This window comes from Streptomyces sp. NPDC093591 (assembly GCF_044764885.1).
Taxonomy (GTDB): domain Bacteria; phylum Actinomycetota; class Actinomycetes; order Streptomycetales; family Streptomycetaceae; genus Streptomyces.
In genome coordinates this window covers 370,511-387,420 of sequence record NZ_JBIWIY010000007.1, presented here as the reverse complement: position 1 = coordinate 387,420, position 16,910 = coordinate 370,511, and the positions used below count along the sequence as shown (strand labels likewise).

Genomic DNA, 16,910 nt, shown 5'->3' with positions numbered 1-16,910 from the left:
GTCTTTTGAAAGTGTGTGGAAGGGCAGGCATGACGATCAAGGACACCCCGCAGGAGTGGGAGATCCGGGCGACGGACACCCCCTTCGTGGGCAACAAGACCTCCGTCCGCACGGACGACGTGGTCATGCCCGACGGCTCGGTTGTCCGGCGCGACTACCAGGTCCACCCGGGCTCGGTGGCCGTCCTCGCCCTCGACGACGAGGACCGCGTCCTGCTCATCAAGCAGTACCGCCACCCGGTGCGGCAGAAGCTGTGGGAGATCCCGGCCGGCCTGCTCGACGTCCCCGGTGAGAACCCGCTGCACGCCGCCCAGCGTGAGCTCTACGAGGAGGCGCACGTCAAGGCCGAGGACTGGCGGGTGCTGACCGACGTCTACACCACGCCCGGCGGCTGCGACGAGGCCGTACGGATCTTCCTCGCCCGCAACCTGTCCGAGGCCGACGGCAAGCGCTTCGAGGTGGAGGACGAGGAGGCCGACATGGAGCACGCGCGCGTGCCGGTCGACGAGCTCGTCCGGGCCGTGCTCGCGGGCGAGTTGCACAACAACTGCCTCGTCGTGGGCGCGCTGTCGCTGGTCGCCGCGAGGAACGGCGACGGGCTGGACGCGCTCCGCCCGGCGCAGGCGCCGTGGCCGGCGCGCCCCTTCGAATCCTGAGTCACTATCGGGCGACCCCCGGTCGGATGATCCGATCGGGGGACTTTCCCGTTGTGCTCCGACGGGATCGTCGCAGCGCGTGAACTAGGCTGCCCACTGCCCGTAGCCGAAGCGACAGGCTTGCAGTTCGGGAGCACCGATGGCTTCGAAGCCCAGATCGCGTCCAGCATCCGCGAAGGATGCGGAGGCGATGGGCCGCGCCCCGCAGCCCGGGCGTACCGGCCCGGCGGACCGCACACCGTCAGCATCCCGAAAAACCGGGTCCACCGGCCGCGGCCGGAACTGTGCCTGCAGGACTCGGGTGTGTGCCCGGTCAGCATACGAATCGCTGGGGGTTCGTGTGGTGCTCTTGCGGCAACCCGCCCTCGGCGGGAAGGGAGTGTGACGGTGGCGGAACAGGCGGTCGCATCGGGCGGGCGGGCGGCGGACATGGCATCCGCCCTTCAATTCCTCGGCCGCACACGCGAGTTGAAGGAACTCCGCGCCGACATCGAGCGTGCGGGCCTGGACACCCTCTCCGGCCGCAAGGCGCCACGCGCGCGCGTGCTGCTCATCGCAGGCCGCCCCGGCTCGGGCCGCACCGCACTCGCCGAGGAACTGGTACGGCAGGTGGCGGACCGTTATCCGGACGGCGTGCTGCGCGCCCGCCTGAGCGAGCCCGACGGCACCCCCGTCCCCATCGAGCGCGCCGCCCGCGAACTGCTCACCGCCCTGGACCGGCCGGCCCCGCCCGGCGCCGACGAGGACGACCTCACGGCGGCCCTCCGCGAGGCGCTGGCCGAGCGCCGGGCCCTGCTCCTGCTCGACGACGCGGCCGAGGCGGAGCAGGTCGACGCCCTGCTGCCGGACACCCCGCAGTGCCTGGTCGTGGCCGTCTCCCACGGTCCGCTGACCGGGATCCCGGGCGTGCGGCCCTGCACGCTGGGCGGCCTGGACACCAAGTCGGCGGTGGAGCTGCTGTCCCGGCAGGCCGGCTCGGTCCGCATCACCGTCGACCCACGGGCCGCCGAGGGCCTCGTCGAGGTCCTGCAGGGGCAGCCGGCCGCGCTGCTGATGGCGGGTGGCTGGCTCGCCGCCCGCCCCAAGGTGGCCGTCGCCGACCTCGCCAAGCAGGTGCACGCCGAAGGCGAGGAGGGCGCACCGCTCAGCAGGGTCTTCCGGCTCGTCCACGCGTCCCTCCCGGGCCCCGCCGCCCGGATGCTGCGGCTGCTCTCCCTCGCGCCGGGCGGCCTGGTCGACCCGCACACCGCCTCCGCCCTGGCCGGCTGCTCGGTCGACGGCGCCTGCGCCACCCTGGACGAATTCGTCGCCCTCGGCCTGCTGCACGCCGTCGACTCGCCGCTGCCCCAGTACGAGGTCCCGGCCTGCCTGCACCCCCTCCTCACGGCCCTCACCGAGACCCAGGACCGCCCGGGCGAGATCCAGCTGGCGCGCGCCCGCATGCTGGAGCGGACCGTACGGCTGCTGCAGTCCTGCCGGGCGATCACCGAGACCGACGACCCCGAGACCCGGCAGAAGCTCCTCGACACGCCCCGCGCCCTGCGCTTTCCCAATCCCCGGGCCGCCGCGGACTGGATCGAGATCCGCAGGCCCGCCCTGCTGGCCTCGGCCCGCGCCGCGGTCGCCGACGGGGAGCTGGACACCCTGGCCCGGCGCCTGATGTCCCAGCTGGTCAGGGCCATGGTCGCGCACTTCGGCACACAGGCGGCCGCCGGCGACCTGTACGGCATCCACCGCCTGGTCCTCGACGTGGCCGAGCGCCGGAACCTGCCCCGCGAGAAGGCCGCGGCCCTGTTGAACCTCGGCGATCTCGACGCCCGCACCGGGCGGACGAAGGCGGCGCTGGTGAGCTATCGGGCCGCGCTGGACGCCGGACGGGAGGCGAACGACCCGTATGCGACCGGTCGCGCGATGGAATCCGTAGGCGGCGCCCACCTGGAGCTCGGGGACTACGACCGGGCCGCCGACTGGTTCGGCCGGGCGCTGGTCCAGCGGCTGGCCCGGGGGGAGCGCGCCGACGCCGCCCGGCTGTACGGCCGTATCGGCGCCGCCCACACCTTCGCGGGCCGCTACGGCGAGGCGCTGCGCAACTGGCGGGCCGCGGTCGCCGGGCACCGCAAGAACGGCGATCTCGCGGCCCACGCACGGGCGTTGAGCGAGCTGGCGCGGGTCCAGGAGTACGCGGGGCGGCCCGAGGAATCGCTGCGCACCTGCCGGGAGGCGGTGGAGCTGGCGCGGCGCGCCGGGGACACGCGGTTGCAGGCGGCGCTGTTCCTGCGGCTCGCCGACACCCTGGAGCATCTGGGCGATCCCGCGGCGGCGCAGCTGCACCGTGGCGCCGCCCAGCGGATGCTGGGGGAGGAGCCTCAGGAGTCCGATGCGGCCGAGCCTGAGCCCGGGCAAGACGCTTTCGAGCCGGAACACGACGCTAACGCCTGCGAAATCCGTAGTGCATCCGCCGAAGATTGATGCAATGAAAGGCTAGACAGCGGGAACACCTTCATTAGACTGGCTCTGCCGCACCTTCTCCTGCGGTGTCTCCCGGTGTGCCCTGCATGCCTGGGTATGTCTTGCAATGCCCCCACACCCTCTGAGCCAAGGACCGTGATCGACGTGAAGGTCGGCATCCCCCGCGAGGTCAAGAACAACGAGTTCCGGGTGGCCATCACCCCCGCCGGCGTGCATGAGCTGGTGCGCCACGGCCACCAGGTCGTCATCGAGCAGGACGCCGGTGTCGGCTCGTCGATCCCGGACGGCGAGTACGTCGCCGCAGGCGCCCGGATCCTGCCGACCGCCGACGAGGTCTGGGCCACCGCCGACCTGCTGCTGAAGGTCAAGGAGCCCATCGCCGAGGAGTACCACCGCCTCCGCAAGGACCAGACGCTCTTCACCTATCTGCACCTGGCCGCCTCCAAGGAGTGCACGGACGCTCTCATCGAGTCCGGCACCACGGCGATCGCCTACGAGACCGTCGAGCTGCCCAGCCGCGCGCTCCCGCTGCTCGCCCCCATGTCCGAGGTCGCGGGCCGCCTCGCCCCGCAGGTCGGCGCTTACCACCTGATGCGCTCGGCCGGCGGCCGTGGTGTGCTCCCCGGAGGCGTCCCCGGCACCCAGCCCGCGAAGGCCGTCGTCATCGGCGGTGGCGTCTCCGGCTGGAACGCGACGCAGATCGCCGTCGGCATGGGCTTCCACGTCACGCTGCTCGACCGCGACATCAACAAGCTGCGCGAGGCGGACAAGGTCTTCGGCACCAAGGTCCGGGCGATCATGTCCAACGCCTTCGAACTGGAGAAGGCCGTCCTGGACGCCGACCTCGTCATCGGCGCCGTCCTGATCCCGGGCGCCAAGGCCCCGAAGCTGGTCACCAACGAGCTGGTCTCCCGGATGAAGCCGGGAAGTGTCCTTGTCGACATCGCGATCGACCAGGGCGGCTGCTTCGAGGACTCCCGCCCGACGACGCACGCCGAGCCGACCTTCCAGGTCCACGACTCGGTCTTCTACTGCGTCGCCAACATGCCCGGCGCGGTGCCCAACACCTCCACCTACGCGCTGACCAACGCCACGCTGCCGTACATCGTCGAACTGGCCAACCGCGGCTGGGTCGAGGCCCTGCGCCGCGACGCCGCGCTGGCCAAGGGCCTCAATACGCATGACGGCAAGGTGGTTTACCGGGAGGTCGCGGAGGCGCACGACCTGGAGCACGTCGAGCTCGAGTCGCTGCTCGGCTGAGCCGATCGGTTAAGTCACTTTCTGGTAAAGGCGATACGTCAACACGAGTCGTCAACCGTACGCACCCGGCCGGACCTTGCCCGAAAAGGTCCGGCCGGATGTGTGTATGGTCACTTTGCGACTCTCGGTCAACTCGCCTCGAACGCAACCCTTCGACCGATTCGCACACCGGTGAAACCTGCCGTGCGACGGCCGTACGCCCTTGACAGCGGGATGTTTCATTGTCGACACATCTGCCCGGTCCGGCGGATTGTGTTGCTGCGAACCGCCGACACGCCATAGAGTCGCCAACCGTCGGCATGGTGCCACGCTGACCTGTCTAGAAGTTTCCTGGTCCCCAAGGAGGTAAGACGACTTGTGAATGAGTCGACATTTTCTCCCGGGGGTGGTCAACCAGGAATGCCGGTACGGGGCCAGGGTCCCGCGGGATTCGAGGCTGTCGGCTCCGTCGCGGTGCGCACCTTCGCAGCCCACCAGGGTCACCTGACCTCAGGGGTGACTCAGCCAGCAAACATGAGCATGGATGGCCATCACGTGAACGCCATGGCCGGCGACGGAAGTGGCGCGCCCCACAACCACTTCGCCGACTACGACGAACTGCCCGAGGGGCACTTCTACGACCCCGACGCGGAGTACGAGCCCGATCCCGAGTACGCGGCCACGCTCGCGCCCGACGCGGCACGCCAGCGCCGCGAGCGCATCGGCCCGACCGGGCGCCCGCTGCCGTACTTCCCGATCCCGGGCCCGCTGACCGATCACGGTCCCGCGAAGATCATCGCGATGTGCAACCAGAAGGGCGGCGTCGGCAAGACGACGTCGACCATCAACCTGGGTGCCGCGCTCGCGGAGTACGGACGCCGGGTCCTGCTCGTCGACTTCGACCCGCAGGGCGCGCTGTCGGTCGGCCTCGGCGTCAACCCGATGGAGCTCGACCTCACCGTCTACAACCTGCTCATGGAGCGGGGCATGTCGGCGGACGAGGTGCTCCTGAAGACGGCGGTCCCCAACATGGACCTGCTGCCGAGCAACATCGACCTGTCGGCCGCCGAGGTCCAGCTGGTGAGCGAGGTCGCGCGCGAGTCCACCCTCCAGCGGGCCCTGAAGCCGCTGATGGACGACTACGACTTCATCGTGATCGACTGCCAGCCCTCGCTGGGTCTGCTCACGGTGAACGCGCTGACGGCCGCCCACAAGGTGATCGTGCCGCTGGAGTGCGAGTTCTTCGCCCTGCGAGGTGTCGCGCTGCTGACGGAGACCATCGAGAAGGTCCAGGAGCGGCTCAACCCGGAGCTGGAGCTCGACGGGATCCTCGCCACGATGTACGACTCGCGCACCGTGCACAGCCGTGAGGTGCTCGCGCGTGTCGTCGAGGCGTTCGACGACCACGTCTACCACACGGTCATCGGGCGCACGGTGCGCTTCCCGGAGACCACGGTCGCCGGTGAGCCGATCACCACGTACGCCTCCAACTCCGTCGGTGCCGCCGCCTATCGCCAGCTCGCCAGGGAGGTGCTCGCCCGGTGTCACGCCGAGTGAGTCTGCCGGGGGCCGACGAACTGTTCCGCACGACAGGGGGCACGGCGCTCCAGCCGTCCACTCCCCGGCGCCCGGTCAACGGCGAGGCCCGGGTGCCGGCTCCCGCGGGGGAGAGCGACGCCGCCGCCGCGGCCGAGGACACGCCGCAGTCGGTGCCCGTGCAGGGCGGTGACGGTGACGGCGCGGAGCACGTGGCGGCCGAGGCGGAGTCCGTCGACGCGGGTGAGTCCCGCAGCCGGGCCGCGGCCGCCGAGCGCTCCCCGCGACGTCAGGGGGTGCAGGAAGGTTCTGCCGGGGCGAGCGCCTCCGGCGGTCCCGCGGCGTCCGGTACGGCCGCTGCCGCCTCCGGTGCCGCGCCGCGCAAGCGTGGGCGGACGGCCTCGCGTCGGCCCAGTGGTCGCGAACGGCACGACGAGAAGATCACCGTGTACGTCTCCGCCGAGGAGCTCATGGATCTGGAGCACGCGCGTCTGGTGCTCCGCGGTGAGCACGGGCTCGCCGTCGACCGCGGGCGGATCGTCCGCGAGGCGGTGGCCGTGGTCCTCGCCGATCTGGAGACCCGCGGGGACGCCAGCATCCTCGTACGACGGCTTCGCGGGCGGTAGCGGTAGCCTGCGGGGGCCATGACCTCGAACGACGTTCCCACCCCCGGCGCCGGTGCCTCCGGCGGGCGTCGGCGTGCGCTGGGGCGGGGGCCCGGGGCGGCTCCTGTTGTTCCGTCGGCTGAGCCGGTTCCTGCGCCTCATGCGGAGAGCTTGTCGGTGGCCGAGGTCGAGTCCCCTGCTGAGGCCGGTGGGCCGTTGTGCCCACCCGTTCCTCCCCCCGTGTCTGAAGGGCCTGGGGGGACCCCCTGCGGAACGCCTGCCCACAACGGCGGCCGGCCCGAGACCGAGCTGCAAGCTGTCGAACCGGAACAACCCGAGCCCGGGGAAGCCCAGGACTCCGGCAGCATGCAGGACTCCGGCGAAACCCAGGGTCCCGGTGAACCCGACGACGGCGTCTTCAAGGTTCGCCTCTCCAACTTCGAGGGCCCCTTCGATCTGCTCCTCCAGCTGATCTCCAAGCACAAGCTCGACGTCACCGAGGTCGCGCTGTCCAAGGTGACCGACGAGTTCATGGCGCACATCAGGGCGTTGGGCTCGGACTGGGATCTCGACGAGACGACCGAGTTCCTCGTCGTGGCGGCCACCTTGCTCGACCTGAAGGCGGCGCGGCTGCTGCCCTCCGCCGAGGTGGAGGACGAGGCCGACCTCGCGCTGCTGGAGGCGCGGGACCTGCTGTTCGCGCGGCTGCTGCAGTACCGGGCGTACAAGCAGATCGCCGACATCTTCAGCCGGCGGCTCGACGACGAGGCCCGGCGTTATCCGCGGACCGTCGGGCTGGAGCCGCACCACGCCGAGCTGCTGCCCGAGGTCGTCATCAGCATCGGGGCGGAAGGATTCGCCAGGCTCGCGGTCAAGGCGATGCAGCCCAAGCCCAAGCCGCAGGTCTACGTCGATCACATCCACGCGCCGCTGGTGAGCGTGCAGGAGCAGGCCGGGATCGTCGTCGCGCGGCTCAAGGAGCTCGGTGAGGCCAGCTTCCGGGCGCTCGTCGAGGACACCGACGACACCCTCACCGTCGTAGCCCGATTCCTGGCGCTTCTGGAGCTGTACCGGGAGAAGGCCGTCGCCCTCGACCAGGAGACCGCCCTCGGGGAGCTCACGGTCCGGTGGACCGGTGGGGACGGGGACGAGACGCCCATGGTGACCGACGAGTTCGACCGGCCGCCCGAGCCGCCCAAGGAGGAGAAGAAGGCGTGAGTGAGGACACCACCGAGCTTCCGGTCGGGCTGCGCGGCGTCGCCGACCTCGACCTCAAGCCCGCCTTGGAGGCGATGCTCATGGTCGTGGACGAGCCCGCGACCGAGGAGCGCCTCGCGAAGCTCCTGGAGCGGCCGCGCCGGCAGATCGCCGATGCCCTGCGGGAGCTGGCCGACGAGTACGCGGTGCAGGGGCGCGGCTTCGAGCTGCGGTTCGTCGCGGGCGGCTGGCGTTTCTACACCCGTCCCGAGTACGCGGCGGCCGTCGAGCGGCTGGTGCTGGACGGGCAGACGGCCCGCCTCACGCAGGCCGCCCTGGAGACGCTCGCGGTCGTCGCGTACCGCCAGCCGGTCAGCCGCAGCCGCGTCTCGGCCGTGCGCGGAGTGAACTGCGACGGCGTCATGCGCACCCTCCTTCAGCGCGGGCTGGTCGAGGAGGCGGGCACGGAACCCGAAACAGGTGCGATCCTGTACAGGACGACGAACTACTTCCTGGAGCGGATGGGCCTGCGCGGTCTGGACGAGCTCCCGGAGCTCGCGCCCTTCCTCCCGGAGGCGGAGGCGATCGAGGCCGAGACCCAGGAAGGGGTGCCGTCGTTCGACCCGGACGCTCCCGATGACGGTCCGGGCACCCCGGTGAGCCGGGGTACCGACGACGTAGACGACCAGACGGAACTTTGATGCGAAGCAGCAGCGGCAGGAACAGCAGCGGAAACAACGGCGGGAGCCGTGGTGGCAACAGCGGCAGCCGCGGCGGAAGCAGCGGTGGCCGCGGTAATTACCGTGGCGCCGGTAACAACCGCGACGACAAGCAGGGCGGCCGGCCGAAGAAGCCGCGCCCGGAGGAGCGTCGCTACGACGTGGGCCCCGGCGCCACCCAGGACGGCCCGAAGTCGGGGCGCGGTGCCTCCGCGCGCGGCGGCGCCAAGGGCGGGCCCAAGCAGGGCCGGCAGCAAGGCACCGGCCGGGGCCGTTCGGCACCGGCGAGTTCCCGTGAGTACGACGCGCGCGCCGAGGAGCGCAACCGGGAGCGGTACGCGGGCAAGAAGGACGTCAAGCTGCCCAAGACCTTCCCGGGCGCCGAGCAGGAGGGCGAGCGGCTCCAGAAGGTGCTCGCGCGGGCCGGTTACGGCTCCCGGCGTGCCTGTGAGGAGCTGGTCGAGCAGGCGCGGGTCGAGGTCAACGGCGAGATCGTGCTGGAGCAGGGCAAGCGCGTCGACCCGGAGAAGGACGAGATCAAGGTCGACGGCCTGACGGTCGCGACGCAGTCGTACCAGTTCTTCTCCCTCAACAAGCCCGCCGGCGTCGTCTCGACGATGGAGGACCCCGAGGGCCGCCAGTGCCTCGGCGACTACGTCACCAACCGCGAGACCCGGCTCTTCCACGTCGGCCGGCTCGACACCGAGACCGAGGGCGTCATCCTGCTCACCAACCACGGCGAGCTGGCCCACCGCCTCACCCACCCCAAGTACGGCGTCAAGAAGACCTACCTCGCGGCCATCGTCGGCCCCATCCCGCGCGACCTGGGCAAGAAGCTCAAGGACGGCATCCAGCTGGAGGACGGCTACGCGCGCGCGGACCACTTCCGGGTCGTCGAGCAGACCGGCAAGAACTACCTGGTCGAGGTCACCCTGCACGAGGGCCGCAAGCACATCGTGCGCCGGATGCTGGCGGAGGCGGGCTTCCCCGTCGAGAAGCTGGTGCGCACCTCCTTCGGGCCGATCACCCTCGGCGACCAGAAGTCGGGCTGGCTGCGGCGGCTGTCGAACACCGAGGTCGGGATGCTGATGAAGGAAGTCGATCTGTAGGTCGTACCCGCGTCTGTTCCCGCGTCGGCCGGTCCTGGTGTGCTCCAGGGCCGGCCGACTGCTGTCCGAGAGCGCTGGAGGGCCGTGCGCGGCGTCGGAGGTCCTCCCGGGCCAGGGCGAGCTGTTCCGTGCGTCTGACGGGCTGCTGGGGGCCTTGCTGGGCCTGTCGAACTCCGGCAGCTGCTGGAGCGTTCGCGTGCCTCCGCGCCGGTGCCGGTTTTGCCTTCTTGGGGTTGTGGAACCGGATCACCTCTCTTTATAGTCGGAGTGACTAATAGTCGCGTCGACCATAAAGGGGTGAGCGGCATGCCGGGACCCAACGCGCCCGAGGGCTACGACAAGTACGCCCACGAACCCTTCGCCGTCACCGCCGACCTCGCCGTCCTCACCCTCCGCGACGGCGTCCTGCACGCCCTGCTCGTCGAGCGCGGGCAGGAGCCGTACAAGGGGCACTGGGCGCTGCCCGGCGGCTTCGTGCAGCCGGACGAGTCGGCGGAGACGGCCGCCCGGCGTGAACTCGCCGAGGAGACCGGCCTGTCGGACGTCTCCGGGCTCCATCTGGAGCAGCTGAGGACCTACAGCGAGCCCGACCGCGACCCCCGGATGCGAGTCGTGACGGTCGCCTTCACCGCCCTGCTGCCCCACCCGCCCGAACCGCACGGCGGCAGCGACGCGGCGCAGGCGCGCTGGGTGCCGTACGACACGGCGGGGCCGCTCGCCTTCGACCACGACCGGATCCTGGCCGACGCCCACGAACGCGTCGGCGCCAAGCTCGAGTACACCTGTCTCGCCACCGCCTTCTGCCCTCCCGAGTTCACCCTCGGCGAGCTGCAACAGGTCTACGAGACGGTGTGGGGCACCACCCTCGACCGGCCCAACTTCCGCCGCAAGGTGCTCGCCACCCCGGGCTTCGTCGAACCCGTCCCCGGTGCCGCCCGGCTCACCGGCGGCCGCGGCAAACCGGCCGCGCTCTACCGCGCGGGCACCGCCACCGCCCTCCACCCACCCCTGTTGCGGCCCACCCCGGAAGGACGCCCCGCATGACCACGACCACCGTCCGCAAGCGCGCCGCCACCGGCTCCCTGCTCGGCCTCGCCCTCGGGGACGCGCTCGGCTTCCCGACCGAGTTCCACGACGTCCCGTCGATCCTCGCCAAGTGCGGACCCTGGCGCGAGATGGAACTGCCGACGCCGGCGATCGTCACCGACGACACGCAGATGACGCTGGCGTTGGGGAAGGGGCTGCGCACGGCGATGGATCTGGGTGTGCTCCGGCCCGAGGCGATGGTGGAGCCGGTGCGTGCCGAGTTCATCGCGTGGAATCGCTCACCGGAGAACAACCGTGCCCCGGGCAACACCTGCCTCAGGGCCTGCGACCTGCTGGAGCGCCCGGACCGGCCCTGGCAGGACGCCAGCCAGATCGGCTCCAAGGGCTGCGGCGCCAACATGAGGGTCGCGCCGATCGGCCTCATCCCCGGCCTGAGTGACGAACAGCGCGCGGGCGCCGCCCAGTTGCAGTCCGCGCTCACCCACGGGCACCCCACCGCGCTCGCCGCGTCCGACCTGACCGCACACGCCGTACGGCTCCTCGCGCAGGGCGCAGAGCCGACCGGGCTGGTCGGGCTGCTGCGGTCCTACGCCTACGAGAACCGCTCCCACTACCACCAGCGCTGGCTCGGCGACCTGTGGACCCGCAGCCAGGACCCCACCCCCGAGCACTTCATCGCACGCGGCTGGGACGAGTGCCTGGAGATACTGGGCCGCCTCCAGGACGCCGTACGCACGGCCTCGCCCGAGACCGACCCGTGCCTGGCCACCGGCGCGGGCTGGATCGCCGAAGAGGCCCTCGCGACCGGGTTGTTGTGCTTCCTGATGTTCGTCGACGAGCCGCTGACGGCCCTGCGCCGGGCCGCCTGCACGTCCGGGGACTCGGACTCGATCGCGTGCCTGACGGGGGCGTTCGCGGGCGCCTGGCTCGGGGCCGACGCCTGGCCGACGGAGTGGGCGGACCGGGTCGAGTACCGAGGGGATCTGCTGACCCTCGGAGCGCTCTGGGACGCTTGACGGATGATCGACGCCCTCGACCTCGACCTCGCGCCCATCGTCGCCGAACAGCCCGACCCGGTGCTGTTCGCGACCGTCTCCGGCGCGCACCTGTACGGCTTCCCGTCGCGCGACTCCGACGTGGACCTGCGCGGTGTGCATCTGCTGCCGGTCGCCGACCTCGTGGGGCTGCGGGAGCCGGCCGAGACGCGGTCGCGGATGTGGGTGCGGGACGGCGTCGAGATGGACCTGGTGACGCACGACCTGCGCAAGTTCGTACGGCTGATGCTGCGGCGCAACGGCTATGTGCTGGAGCAGCTGCTCTCGCCGCTCGTCGTGCACACCACGGACGTCCACCGGGAGCTGGCCGATCTCGCACCCGGCGTCCTGACCAGCCACCATGCCCACCACTACCGCGGGTTCGCGGGCACCCAGTGGCGGCTGTTCGAGAAGACCGGCGAGCTCAAGCCCTTGCTGTACACCTTCCGCGTGCTGCTCACCGGCGTCCACCTGATGCGCGGCGGTGAAGTGCAGGCGCATCTGCCCACGCTGCTGGAGCACGTGGACGCCCCGGCCTATCTGCCGGAACTGATCGCGGCGAAGGCGGAGCAGGAGCACGGGGCCGCCGACGTCGACCACGCGCGCGTGCGGGCCGACGTCGAGCGGTTGCACGGGGTGCTGGACGAGGCGCAGGCCGCCTCAGCGCTGCCCGACGCTCCGGGGGCCTACGACGCCCTGCACGCCTTCGTCGTGAGGACTCGGTTGGAGGGCTGAGGCGCGCCGCACGCGGATCAGGAAGTTCTCGACGCGGCGGCGGTCCGGCTCCGGCGGGAGTGGGCTGTGGTGGCAGGACTCCTCTGTCTCCCTGGCCAGGCGAGTCATCCAGGACTCGACCTCCGGCCAGGGGACCTCGCCGCGCTTGACCGCGAGCAGTGGCTCGCGATGGTCGCCCACGTCGATCGTGAGGCGGCCGGTGCGGAGCAGGTCGCGGGCGCTGATCAGGAGGCGGAGCAGGTGCATCGCGTGCTTCCAGCGCGGGGCGCCGTGCACGCGGACGTCGGCCTCCAGCTTCTTGCGCTGGCCCAGTGCGTAGCGGGTGAACGTCTCGTGGGCCTGGCGGGACAGGAACGCCTCGCGCAGGGCCAGCAGCTCGCGGCCCGTGCCGTCGGCGTACTCCACGAGCGGGGAGTGCAGGCACTCCAGGATGTTCGGGTTGGCACGCAGGGCCAGCTCGCAGAAGCGTTCCAGTTCCCAGCTGAACTGCTCCTCCAACGGGCCTTCGACGTGCGTCGGCGGCTTGTCGAAGCGCCAGAAGAGGGGAGTGGGCGCGAGGTACACGCCCCGGCGGTCGGTGTCGCTGCCGTCCGTGGCCAGACCGAAGGCGCGCGAGCCCATGACGCAGGCGTAGATCGTGTGGTCGCGTACCAGGGTCTCGGGGTGCATGACCCGGAGCGTACGGGGCGGATCACGCCAGGCGGATCGAATTTCCGTCCACGGTGATCTTCTTCTCGGGCAGCGGCCTCGTCGCCGGAGGGTTGGCCACCGAGCCGTCCGTGATGTTGAACTTGCTGCCGTGGCAGGGGCAGTTGATCGTGCCGTCCGAGACACTGCCGACCGTGCACCGCTGATGCGTGCAGATCGCGGAGAAGGCCTTGAACTCGCCGGACTTCGGCTGGGTCACCACCACCTTCTCGTCCTTGAGGATCGTGCCGCCGCCCACCGGGACGTCGGCGGTGGTGGTCAGCTCCCGGCCGGGGGAGAGGCTCGGGGTCGAGCTGCCCTTGTCGTCGGAATCGCCGCAGGCCGCGACGAGTGCCGCCGCGCCCGTGGCGCCTGCCGTGATGAGGACGGTGCGCCGCGTCGGACGGTTGCTCATGTCGTCACTCCGTAAGTGCGGAAGAAGCAGAGGGCGGCGGTCAGCCGGATGATCGCGAGAGCGGTGAGGATCGGCCCGTCGAAGATCGGCAGCAGCCGGCCGGGAAGTCGCTCCGAGCGGAGCAACAGCATCTTTGCACTGAAAGCACCCAAGGAGAAGCAACCTGGGAGGGAGTGCCAGGAAACACCCAAAGTCGACTTGGGGTGCCTGTCGGTGTCTCAGCGGGCGGGCGACATGCGCCGGGCGTGACCGGGCTGACTAGGCTGGACCGGCGAAGAGCCGATCCGTACAGCAGCAAGGAGCCAAGCCGTGGCGGTACGAGCGGTCCGGGGGGCCGTCCAACTGGAGCGGGACGAGGCCGGCCACATGGACGAGCAGGTCGGGGCCCTGCTCACCGCGATCCTGGAGCGCAACGGCCTGGGCCCGGACGATCTGATCAGCATCTGGTTCACGGCCACGCCCGATCTGCACAGCGACTTCCCGGCGGCCGCCGCCCGCAAGCTCGGCATCGTCGACGTACCGCTGATCTGCGCCCAGGAACTGGACATCGCCGGCGCCATGCCCCGAGTCGTGCGTGTCCTCGCGCACATCGAGTCCGACAAGGCCCGCGCCGACATCGCGCACGTCTACCTCGGTGCCGCGGCCGCCCTGCGCAAGGACATCGCCCAGTGAGAACCGCACTCGTCATCGGAACCGGCCTCATCGGTACGTCCGCCGCGCTGGCGCTGGCAGGGCGTGGCGTCGTCGTCCACCTCGCCGACCACGACCTGGAGCAGGCCCGTACGGCGGCCGCGCTCGGCGCCGGCACGGACGAGGCCCCCGAGGGGCCCGTGGACCTCGCGATCGTCGCCGCCCCGCCCGCGCACGTGGCCGGGGTGCTCGCCGACGCCATGCGCCGGGGGGTGGCCCGCGGCTACCTCGACGTGGCCAGCGTCAAGGGCGGGCCGCGGCGTGAGCTGGAGGCGCTGGGGCTTGATCTGTCCGCGTACATCGGTACGCATCCCATGTCGGGCCGGGAGAAGTCCGGGCCGCTGGCCGCGACCGGGGACCTCTTCGAGGGCCGGCCCTGGGTGCTGACGCCGACCCGCGACACCGACACCGAGGTGCTGAACCTCGCTCTGGAGCTGGTCTCGCACTGCCGTGCGGTGCCGGTGGTGATGGACGCCGACGCCCACGACCGGGCGGTCGCCCTGGTGTCGCACATGCCTCACCTGGTGTCCAGCATGGTCGCCGCGCGGCTGGAGAACGCCGAGGAGGCGGCCGTACGGCTGTGTGGTCAGGGCATTCGTGATGTGACGCGGATCGCGGCGTCCGATCCGCGGATGTGGATCGACATCCTCTCCGCGAATCCGGGGCCGGTCGCCGATCTGCTCACGGATGTCGCCGCGGATCTGGAGGAGACGGTGCGGGCGCTGCGGGCGCTGCAGTCGTCCGACGATGCCAAGCGGCTGGAGGGGACGTCCGGGATCGAGGACGTGCTGCGGCGGGGGAACGCGGGGCAGGTGCGGGTGCCCGGCAAGCACGGGGCGGCTCCTCGGGTCTACGAGGTCGTCGCGGTGCTGATCGACGACCAGCCGGGGCAGTTGGCTCGGATCTTCGCGGATGCGGGGCGGGCCGGGGTCAATATCGAGGATGTGCGGATCGAGCATGCGACGGGGCAGCAGGCCGGTCTGGTTCAGCTGATGGTGGAGCCGAAGGCGGCGCCGGTGCTCAGTGCTGCGCTGCGGGAGCGGGGCTGGGCGATCCGGCAGTAGGGTTTCTCGCCCCCGCCGCCCCTACCCGTCCCGTCCCCTGGGGGCTGCGCCCCCAGACCCCCGCTGTCGGCCCTTCGGGCCTCGTCCTCAAACGCCGGACGGGCTGAGATGCCTGGGCCGGTGCTGAGAATTAGTCGTCAGCGCCATGAGGCGAGGTCCCCGCGGGTGGGTGGGGGGCTCGGGGCGGTTCGGACTTGTCCTCGTACGCCGGACGGGCTGGGACGCCCGGACCGGCGTCGGGGAAGTGTGCGGCCGGATGAGTGAGCCGCACCCAGTAACCTTGTGCGGGGCACGTTCGCGCCCCGCCCCTCCCGCCTCACCGCACCAGGAAGGTGTTCCCCCGTGGAAAACGGTGCCGCCAAGCCCGTGATTGTCGCCATCGACGGCCCCTCCGGCACGGGCAAGTCGAGCACGTCGAAGGCCGTCGCCGCGCAGCTCGGGATGAGCTACCTCGACACCGGCGCCCAGTACCGGGCGATCACCTGGTGGATGGTGACCAACGGGATCGACATCGAGGACCCGACCGCGATCGCCGCCGTGGCCGGCAAGCCCGAGATCGTGTCCGGCACCGACCCGGCGAACCCGACGATCACCGTCGACGGCACCGACGTGGCCGGCCCGATCCGCACCCAGGAGGTCACCTCCAAGGTCAGTGCGGTCAGTGCCGTGCCGGAGGTGCGGGCCAGGATCACCGAGCTGCAGCGGACCCTGGCGACCTCTGCGGAGGCCGGCATCGTCGTCGAGGGGCGTGACATCGGTACGACCGTGCTGCCCGACGCCGATCTGAAGATCTTCCTCACCGCCTCCCCGGAGGCCCGCGCCGCCCGCCGCAGCGGCGAGCTGAAGGGCGCCGACGTCAACGCGACCCGCGAGGCGCTGATCAAGCGCGACGCGGCCGACTCCAGCCGTAAGACCTCGCCGCTCGCCAAGGCGGACGACGCGGTCGAGGTGGACACCACCGAGCTCACGCTGCAGCAGGTCATCGAGTGCGTCGTCACGCTCGTCGAGGAGAAGCGGGCCGGGAAGTGAGCGTTGCGTCCGCGCCCTCCGAGCGGGGCGCCGAGGTCGGGCGGCGCATCGGCGTCGGCCTGATGTACGGGCTGTGGCGTCCTCGGGTCCTGGGTGCCTGGAAGGTGCCCGCGTCCGGGCCGCTGATCCTCGCGGTCAACCACAGCCACAACATCGACGGGCCGATGGTGATGGGCGTGTCGCCCCGCCCCGTGCACTTCCTGATCAAGAAGGAAGCGTTCGTCGGCCCGCTCGACCCCTTCCTGACCGGCATCGGCCAGCTGAAGGTGGACCGTCACTCCGCCGACCGCACGGCCATCACGCAGGCGCTCGATGTGCTGTGGAACGGTGGTGTGCTCGGGATATTTCCCGAGGGCACCCGGGGCGAGGGCGACTTCGCCGCGCTGCGGGCGGGGCTCGCCTACTTCGCCGTGCGCAGCGGGGCCCCGATCGTCCCGGTCGCGGTGCTGGGAAGTTCCGAGAAGCGGGGACGGTTGATGAAGGGGCTGCCTCCGCTGCGGCACCGCGTCGACGTCGTGTACGGCGACCCCTTCGAGGCGGGCGACGGCAGCGGCCGGCGTACCCGCAAGGCGCTGGACGAGGCGACCGAGCGCATCCAGAAGCAGCTCACCGCGCACCTGGAAAACGCCAGGCGACTGACCGGTCGCTAGGCGACACTGAGTAGTGGATCAGACCGGCA

At 71.2% G+C, this 16,910-nt stretch carries 17 protein-coding genes and 1 pseudogene; 15 read left to right on the top strand and 3 right to left on the bottom strand.

What is annotated here, in order from left to right:
• The first annotated feature begins 29 nt into the window (after positions 1 to 29).
• The 11 genes from ACIREI_RS17870 (at position 30) to ACIREI_RS17820 (ending at position 12,346) form a co-directional block, all read left to right on the top strand.
• Positions 30 to 656 carry an NUDIX domain-containing protein gene (locus tag ACIREI_RS17870; protein WP_403333647.1) on the top strand — a complete coding sequence of 209 codons (627 nt, stop codon included), beginning with the start codon at positions 30 to 32 and terminating at the stop codon, positions 654 to 656.
• Positions 657 to 1,043: 387 nt separating this feature from the next.
• The gene (locus ACIREI_RS17865) at positions 1,044 to 3,125 is read left to right on the top strand and encodes a tetratricopeptide repeat protein (protein ID WP_403333645.1); all 2,082 of its coding nucleotides are present in this window, start codon (positions 1,044 to 1,046) and stop codon (positions 3,123 to 3,125) included.
• A 144-nt stretch (positions 3,126 to 3,269) separates the two neighbouring features.
• On the top strand, positions 3,270 to 4,385 hold the full coding sequence (gene ald / locus ACIREI_RS17860; protein ID WP_403333701.1) for an alanine dehydrogenase: 1,116 nt from the start codon (positions 3,270 to 3,272) through the stop codon (positions 4,383 to 4,385).
• A 399-nt stretch (positions 4,386 to 4,784) separates the two neighbouring features.
• Positions 4,785 to 5,921, top strand: coding sequence for a ParA family protein (locus tag ACIREI_RS17855; RefSeq protein WP_403333643.1), 1,137 nt, complete (start codon positions 4,785 to 4,787; stop codon positions 5,919 to 5,921).
• On the top strand, positions 5,906 to 6,526 hold the full coding sequence (locus tag ACIREI_RS17850; RefSeq protein ID WP_403333641.1) for a hypothetical protein: 621 nt from the start codon (positions 5,906 to 5,908) through the stop codon (positions 6,524 to 6,526). The genes ACIREI_RS17855 and ACIREI_RS17850 overlap by 16 nt, the downstream gene beginning before the upstream one ends.
• Positions 6,527 to 6,544: 18 nt before the next feature.
• The gene (locus ACIREI_RS17845) at positions 6,545 to 7,723 is read left to right on the top strand and encodes a segregation and condensation protein A (RefSeq protein ID WP_403333639.1); all 1,179 of its coding nucleotides are present in this window, start codon (positions 6,545 to 6,547) and stop codon (positions 7,721 to 7,723) included.
• Positions 7,720 to 8,403, top strand: a complete 684-nt coding sequence (gene scpB / locus ACIREI_RS17840) for an SMC-Scp complex subunit ScpB (protein ID WP_403333637.1) — start codon at positions 7,720 to 7,722, stop codon at positions 8,401 to 8,403. The genes ACIREI_RS17845 and scpB overlap by 4 nt, the downstream gene beginning before the upstream one ends.
• Positions 8,403 to 9,530: a pseudouridine synthase gene (locus ACIREI_RS17835; protein WP_403333635.1), complete on the top strand. Its 1,128-nt coding sequence runs from the start codon at positions 8,403 to 8,405 to the stop codon at positions 9,528 to 9,530. The genes scpB and ACIREI_RS17835 overlap by 1 nt, the downstream gene beginning before the upstream one ends.
• A 306-nt stretch (positions 9,531 to 9,836) precedes the next feature.
• Positions 9,837 to 10,574 carry an NUDIX hydrolase gene (locus tag ACIREI_RS17830; protein ID WP_403333633.1) on the top strand — a complete coding sequence of 246 codons (738 nt, stop codon included), beginning with the start codon at positions 9,837 to 9,839 and terminating at the stop codon, positions 10,572 to 10,574.
• On the top strand, positions 10,571 to 11,593 hold the full coding sequence (locus ACIREI_RS17825; protein WP_403333631.1) for an ADP-ribosylglycohydrolase family protein: 1,023 nt from the start codon (positions 10,571 to 10,573) through the stop codon (positions 11,591 to 11,593). The genes ACIREI_RS17830 and ACIREI_RS17825 overlap by 4 nt, the downstream gene beginning before the upstream one ends.
• A gap of 3 nt (positions 11,594 to 11,596) precedes the next feature.
• Entirely contained in the window at positions 11,597 to 12,346 is a 750-nt protein-coding gene (locus tag ACIREI_RS17820; RefSeq protein ID WP_403333629.1) for a DNA polymerase beta superfamily protein, read from the top strand.
• On the opposite strand, the gene ACIREI_RS17815 is transcribed toward ACIREI_RS17820, so the two are convergent.
• The 3 genes and pseudogenes from ACIREI_RS17815 to ACIREI_RS17805 all read right to left on the bottom strand — a co-directional run.
• Positions 12,272 to 13,015, bottom strand: a complete 744-nt coding sequence (locus ACIREI_RS17815) for a DNA polymerase beta superfamily protein (RefSeq protein ID WP_403333627.1) — start codon at positions 13,013 to 13,015, stop codon at positions 12,272 to 12,274. The two genes, ACIREI_RS17820 and ACIREI_RS17815, sit on opposite strands and share 75 nt — an antisense overlap.
• A gap of 22 nt (positions 13,016 to 13,037) precedes the next feature.
• On the bottom strand, positions 13,038 to 13,448 hold the full coding sequence (locus ACIREI_RS17810; RefSeq protein WP_403333625.1) for a Rieske (2Fe-2S) protein: 411 nt from the start codon (positions 13,446 to 13,448) through the stop codon (positions 13,038 to 13,040).
• Positions 13,445 to 13,633: pseudogene (locus tag ACIREI_RS17805) on the bottom strand (DUF6529 family protein); the annotation flags it as partial. The pseudogene ACIREI_RS17805 and the gene ACIREI_RS17810, both read right to left, overlap by 4 nt.
• A gap of 124 nt (positions 13,634 to 13,757) precedes the next feature.
• Here ACIREI_RS17805 and aroH point away from each other — a divergent pair.
• The 4 genes from aroH (at position 13,758) to ACIREI_RS17785 (ending at position 16,881) form a co-directional block, all read left to right on the top strand.
• The gene (aroH, locus tag ACIREI_RS17800) at positions 13,758 to 14,120 is read left to right on the top strand and encodes a chorismate mutase (protein WP_403333623.1); all 363 of its coding nucleotides are present in this window, start codon (positions 13,758 to 13,760) and stop codon (positions 14,118 to 14,120) included.
• The gene (locus tag ACIREI_RS17795; RefSeq protein WP_403333621.1) at positions 14,117 to 15,202 is read left to right on the top strand and encodes a prephenate dehydrogenase; all 1,086 of its coding nucleotides are present in this window, start codon (positions 14,117 to 14,119) and stop codon (positions 15,200 to 15,202) included. The genes aroH and ACIREI_RS17795 overlap by 4 nt, the downstream gene beginning before the upstream one ends.
• 342 nt (positions 15,203 to 15,544) lie before the next feature.
• A complete protein-coding gene (cmk, locus tag ACIREI_RS17790) occupies positions 15,545 to 16,231 on the top strand; it encodes a (d)CMP kinase (RefSeq protein WP_403333619.1) in 687 nt (228 codons plus the stop codon).
• A complete protein-coding gene (locus ACIREI_RS17785; protein WP_403333617.1) occupies positions 16,189 to 16,881 on the top strand; it encodes a lysophospholipid acyltransferase family protein in 693 nt (230 codons plus the stop codon). The genes cmk and ACIREI_RS17785 overlap by 43 nt, the downstream gene beginning before the upstream one ends.
• The last annotated feature ends 29 nt before the right edge of the window (positions 16,882 to 16,910 follow it).

What these genes read in the sequence shown, in the direction of transcription:
- ACIREI_RS17820 (WP_403333629.1), top strand. Translation starts at nt 11,597, where the DNA reads ATGATCGACGCCCTCGACCTCGACCTCGCGCCCATCGTCGCCGAACAG.
- ACIREI_RS17830 (WP_403333633.1), top strand. Translation starts at nt 9,837, where the DNA reads ATGCCGGGACCCAACGCGCCCGAGGGCTACGACAAGTACGCCCACGAA.
- ACIREI_RS17870 (WP_403333647.1), top strand. Translation starts at nt 30, where the DNA reads ATGACGATCAAGGACACCCCGCAGGAGTGGGAGATCCGGGCGACGGAC.
- ACIREI_RS17835 (WP_403333635.1), top strand. Translation starts at nt 8,403, where the DNA reads ATGCGAAGCAGCAGCGGCAGGAACAGCAGCGGAAACAACGGCGGGAGC.
- ACIREI_RS17815 (WP_403333627.1), bottom strand. Translation starts at nt 13,015, where the DNA reads ATGCACCCCGAGACCCTGGTACGCGACCACACGATCTACGCCTGCGTC.
- ACIREI_RS17855 (WP_403333643.1), top strand. Translation starts at nt 4,785, where the DNA reads ATGCCGGTACGGGGCCAGGGTCCCGCGGGATTCGAGGCTGTCGGCTCC.
- ACIREI_RS17810 (WP_403333625.1), bottom strand. Translation starts at nt 13,448, where the DNA reads ATGAGCAACCGTCCGACGCGGCGCACCGTCCTCATCACGGCAGGCGCC.
- ACIREI_RS17845 (WP_403333639.1), top strand. Translation starts at nt 6,545, where the DNA reads ATGACCTCGAACGACGTTCCCACCCCCGGCGCCGGTGCCTCCGGCGGG.
- ACIREI_RS17825 (WP_403333631.1), top strand. Translation starts at nt 10,571, where the DNA reads ATGACCACGACCACCGTCCGCAAGCGCGCCGCCACCGGCTCCCTGCTC.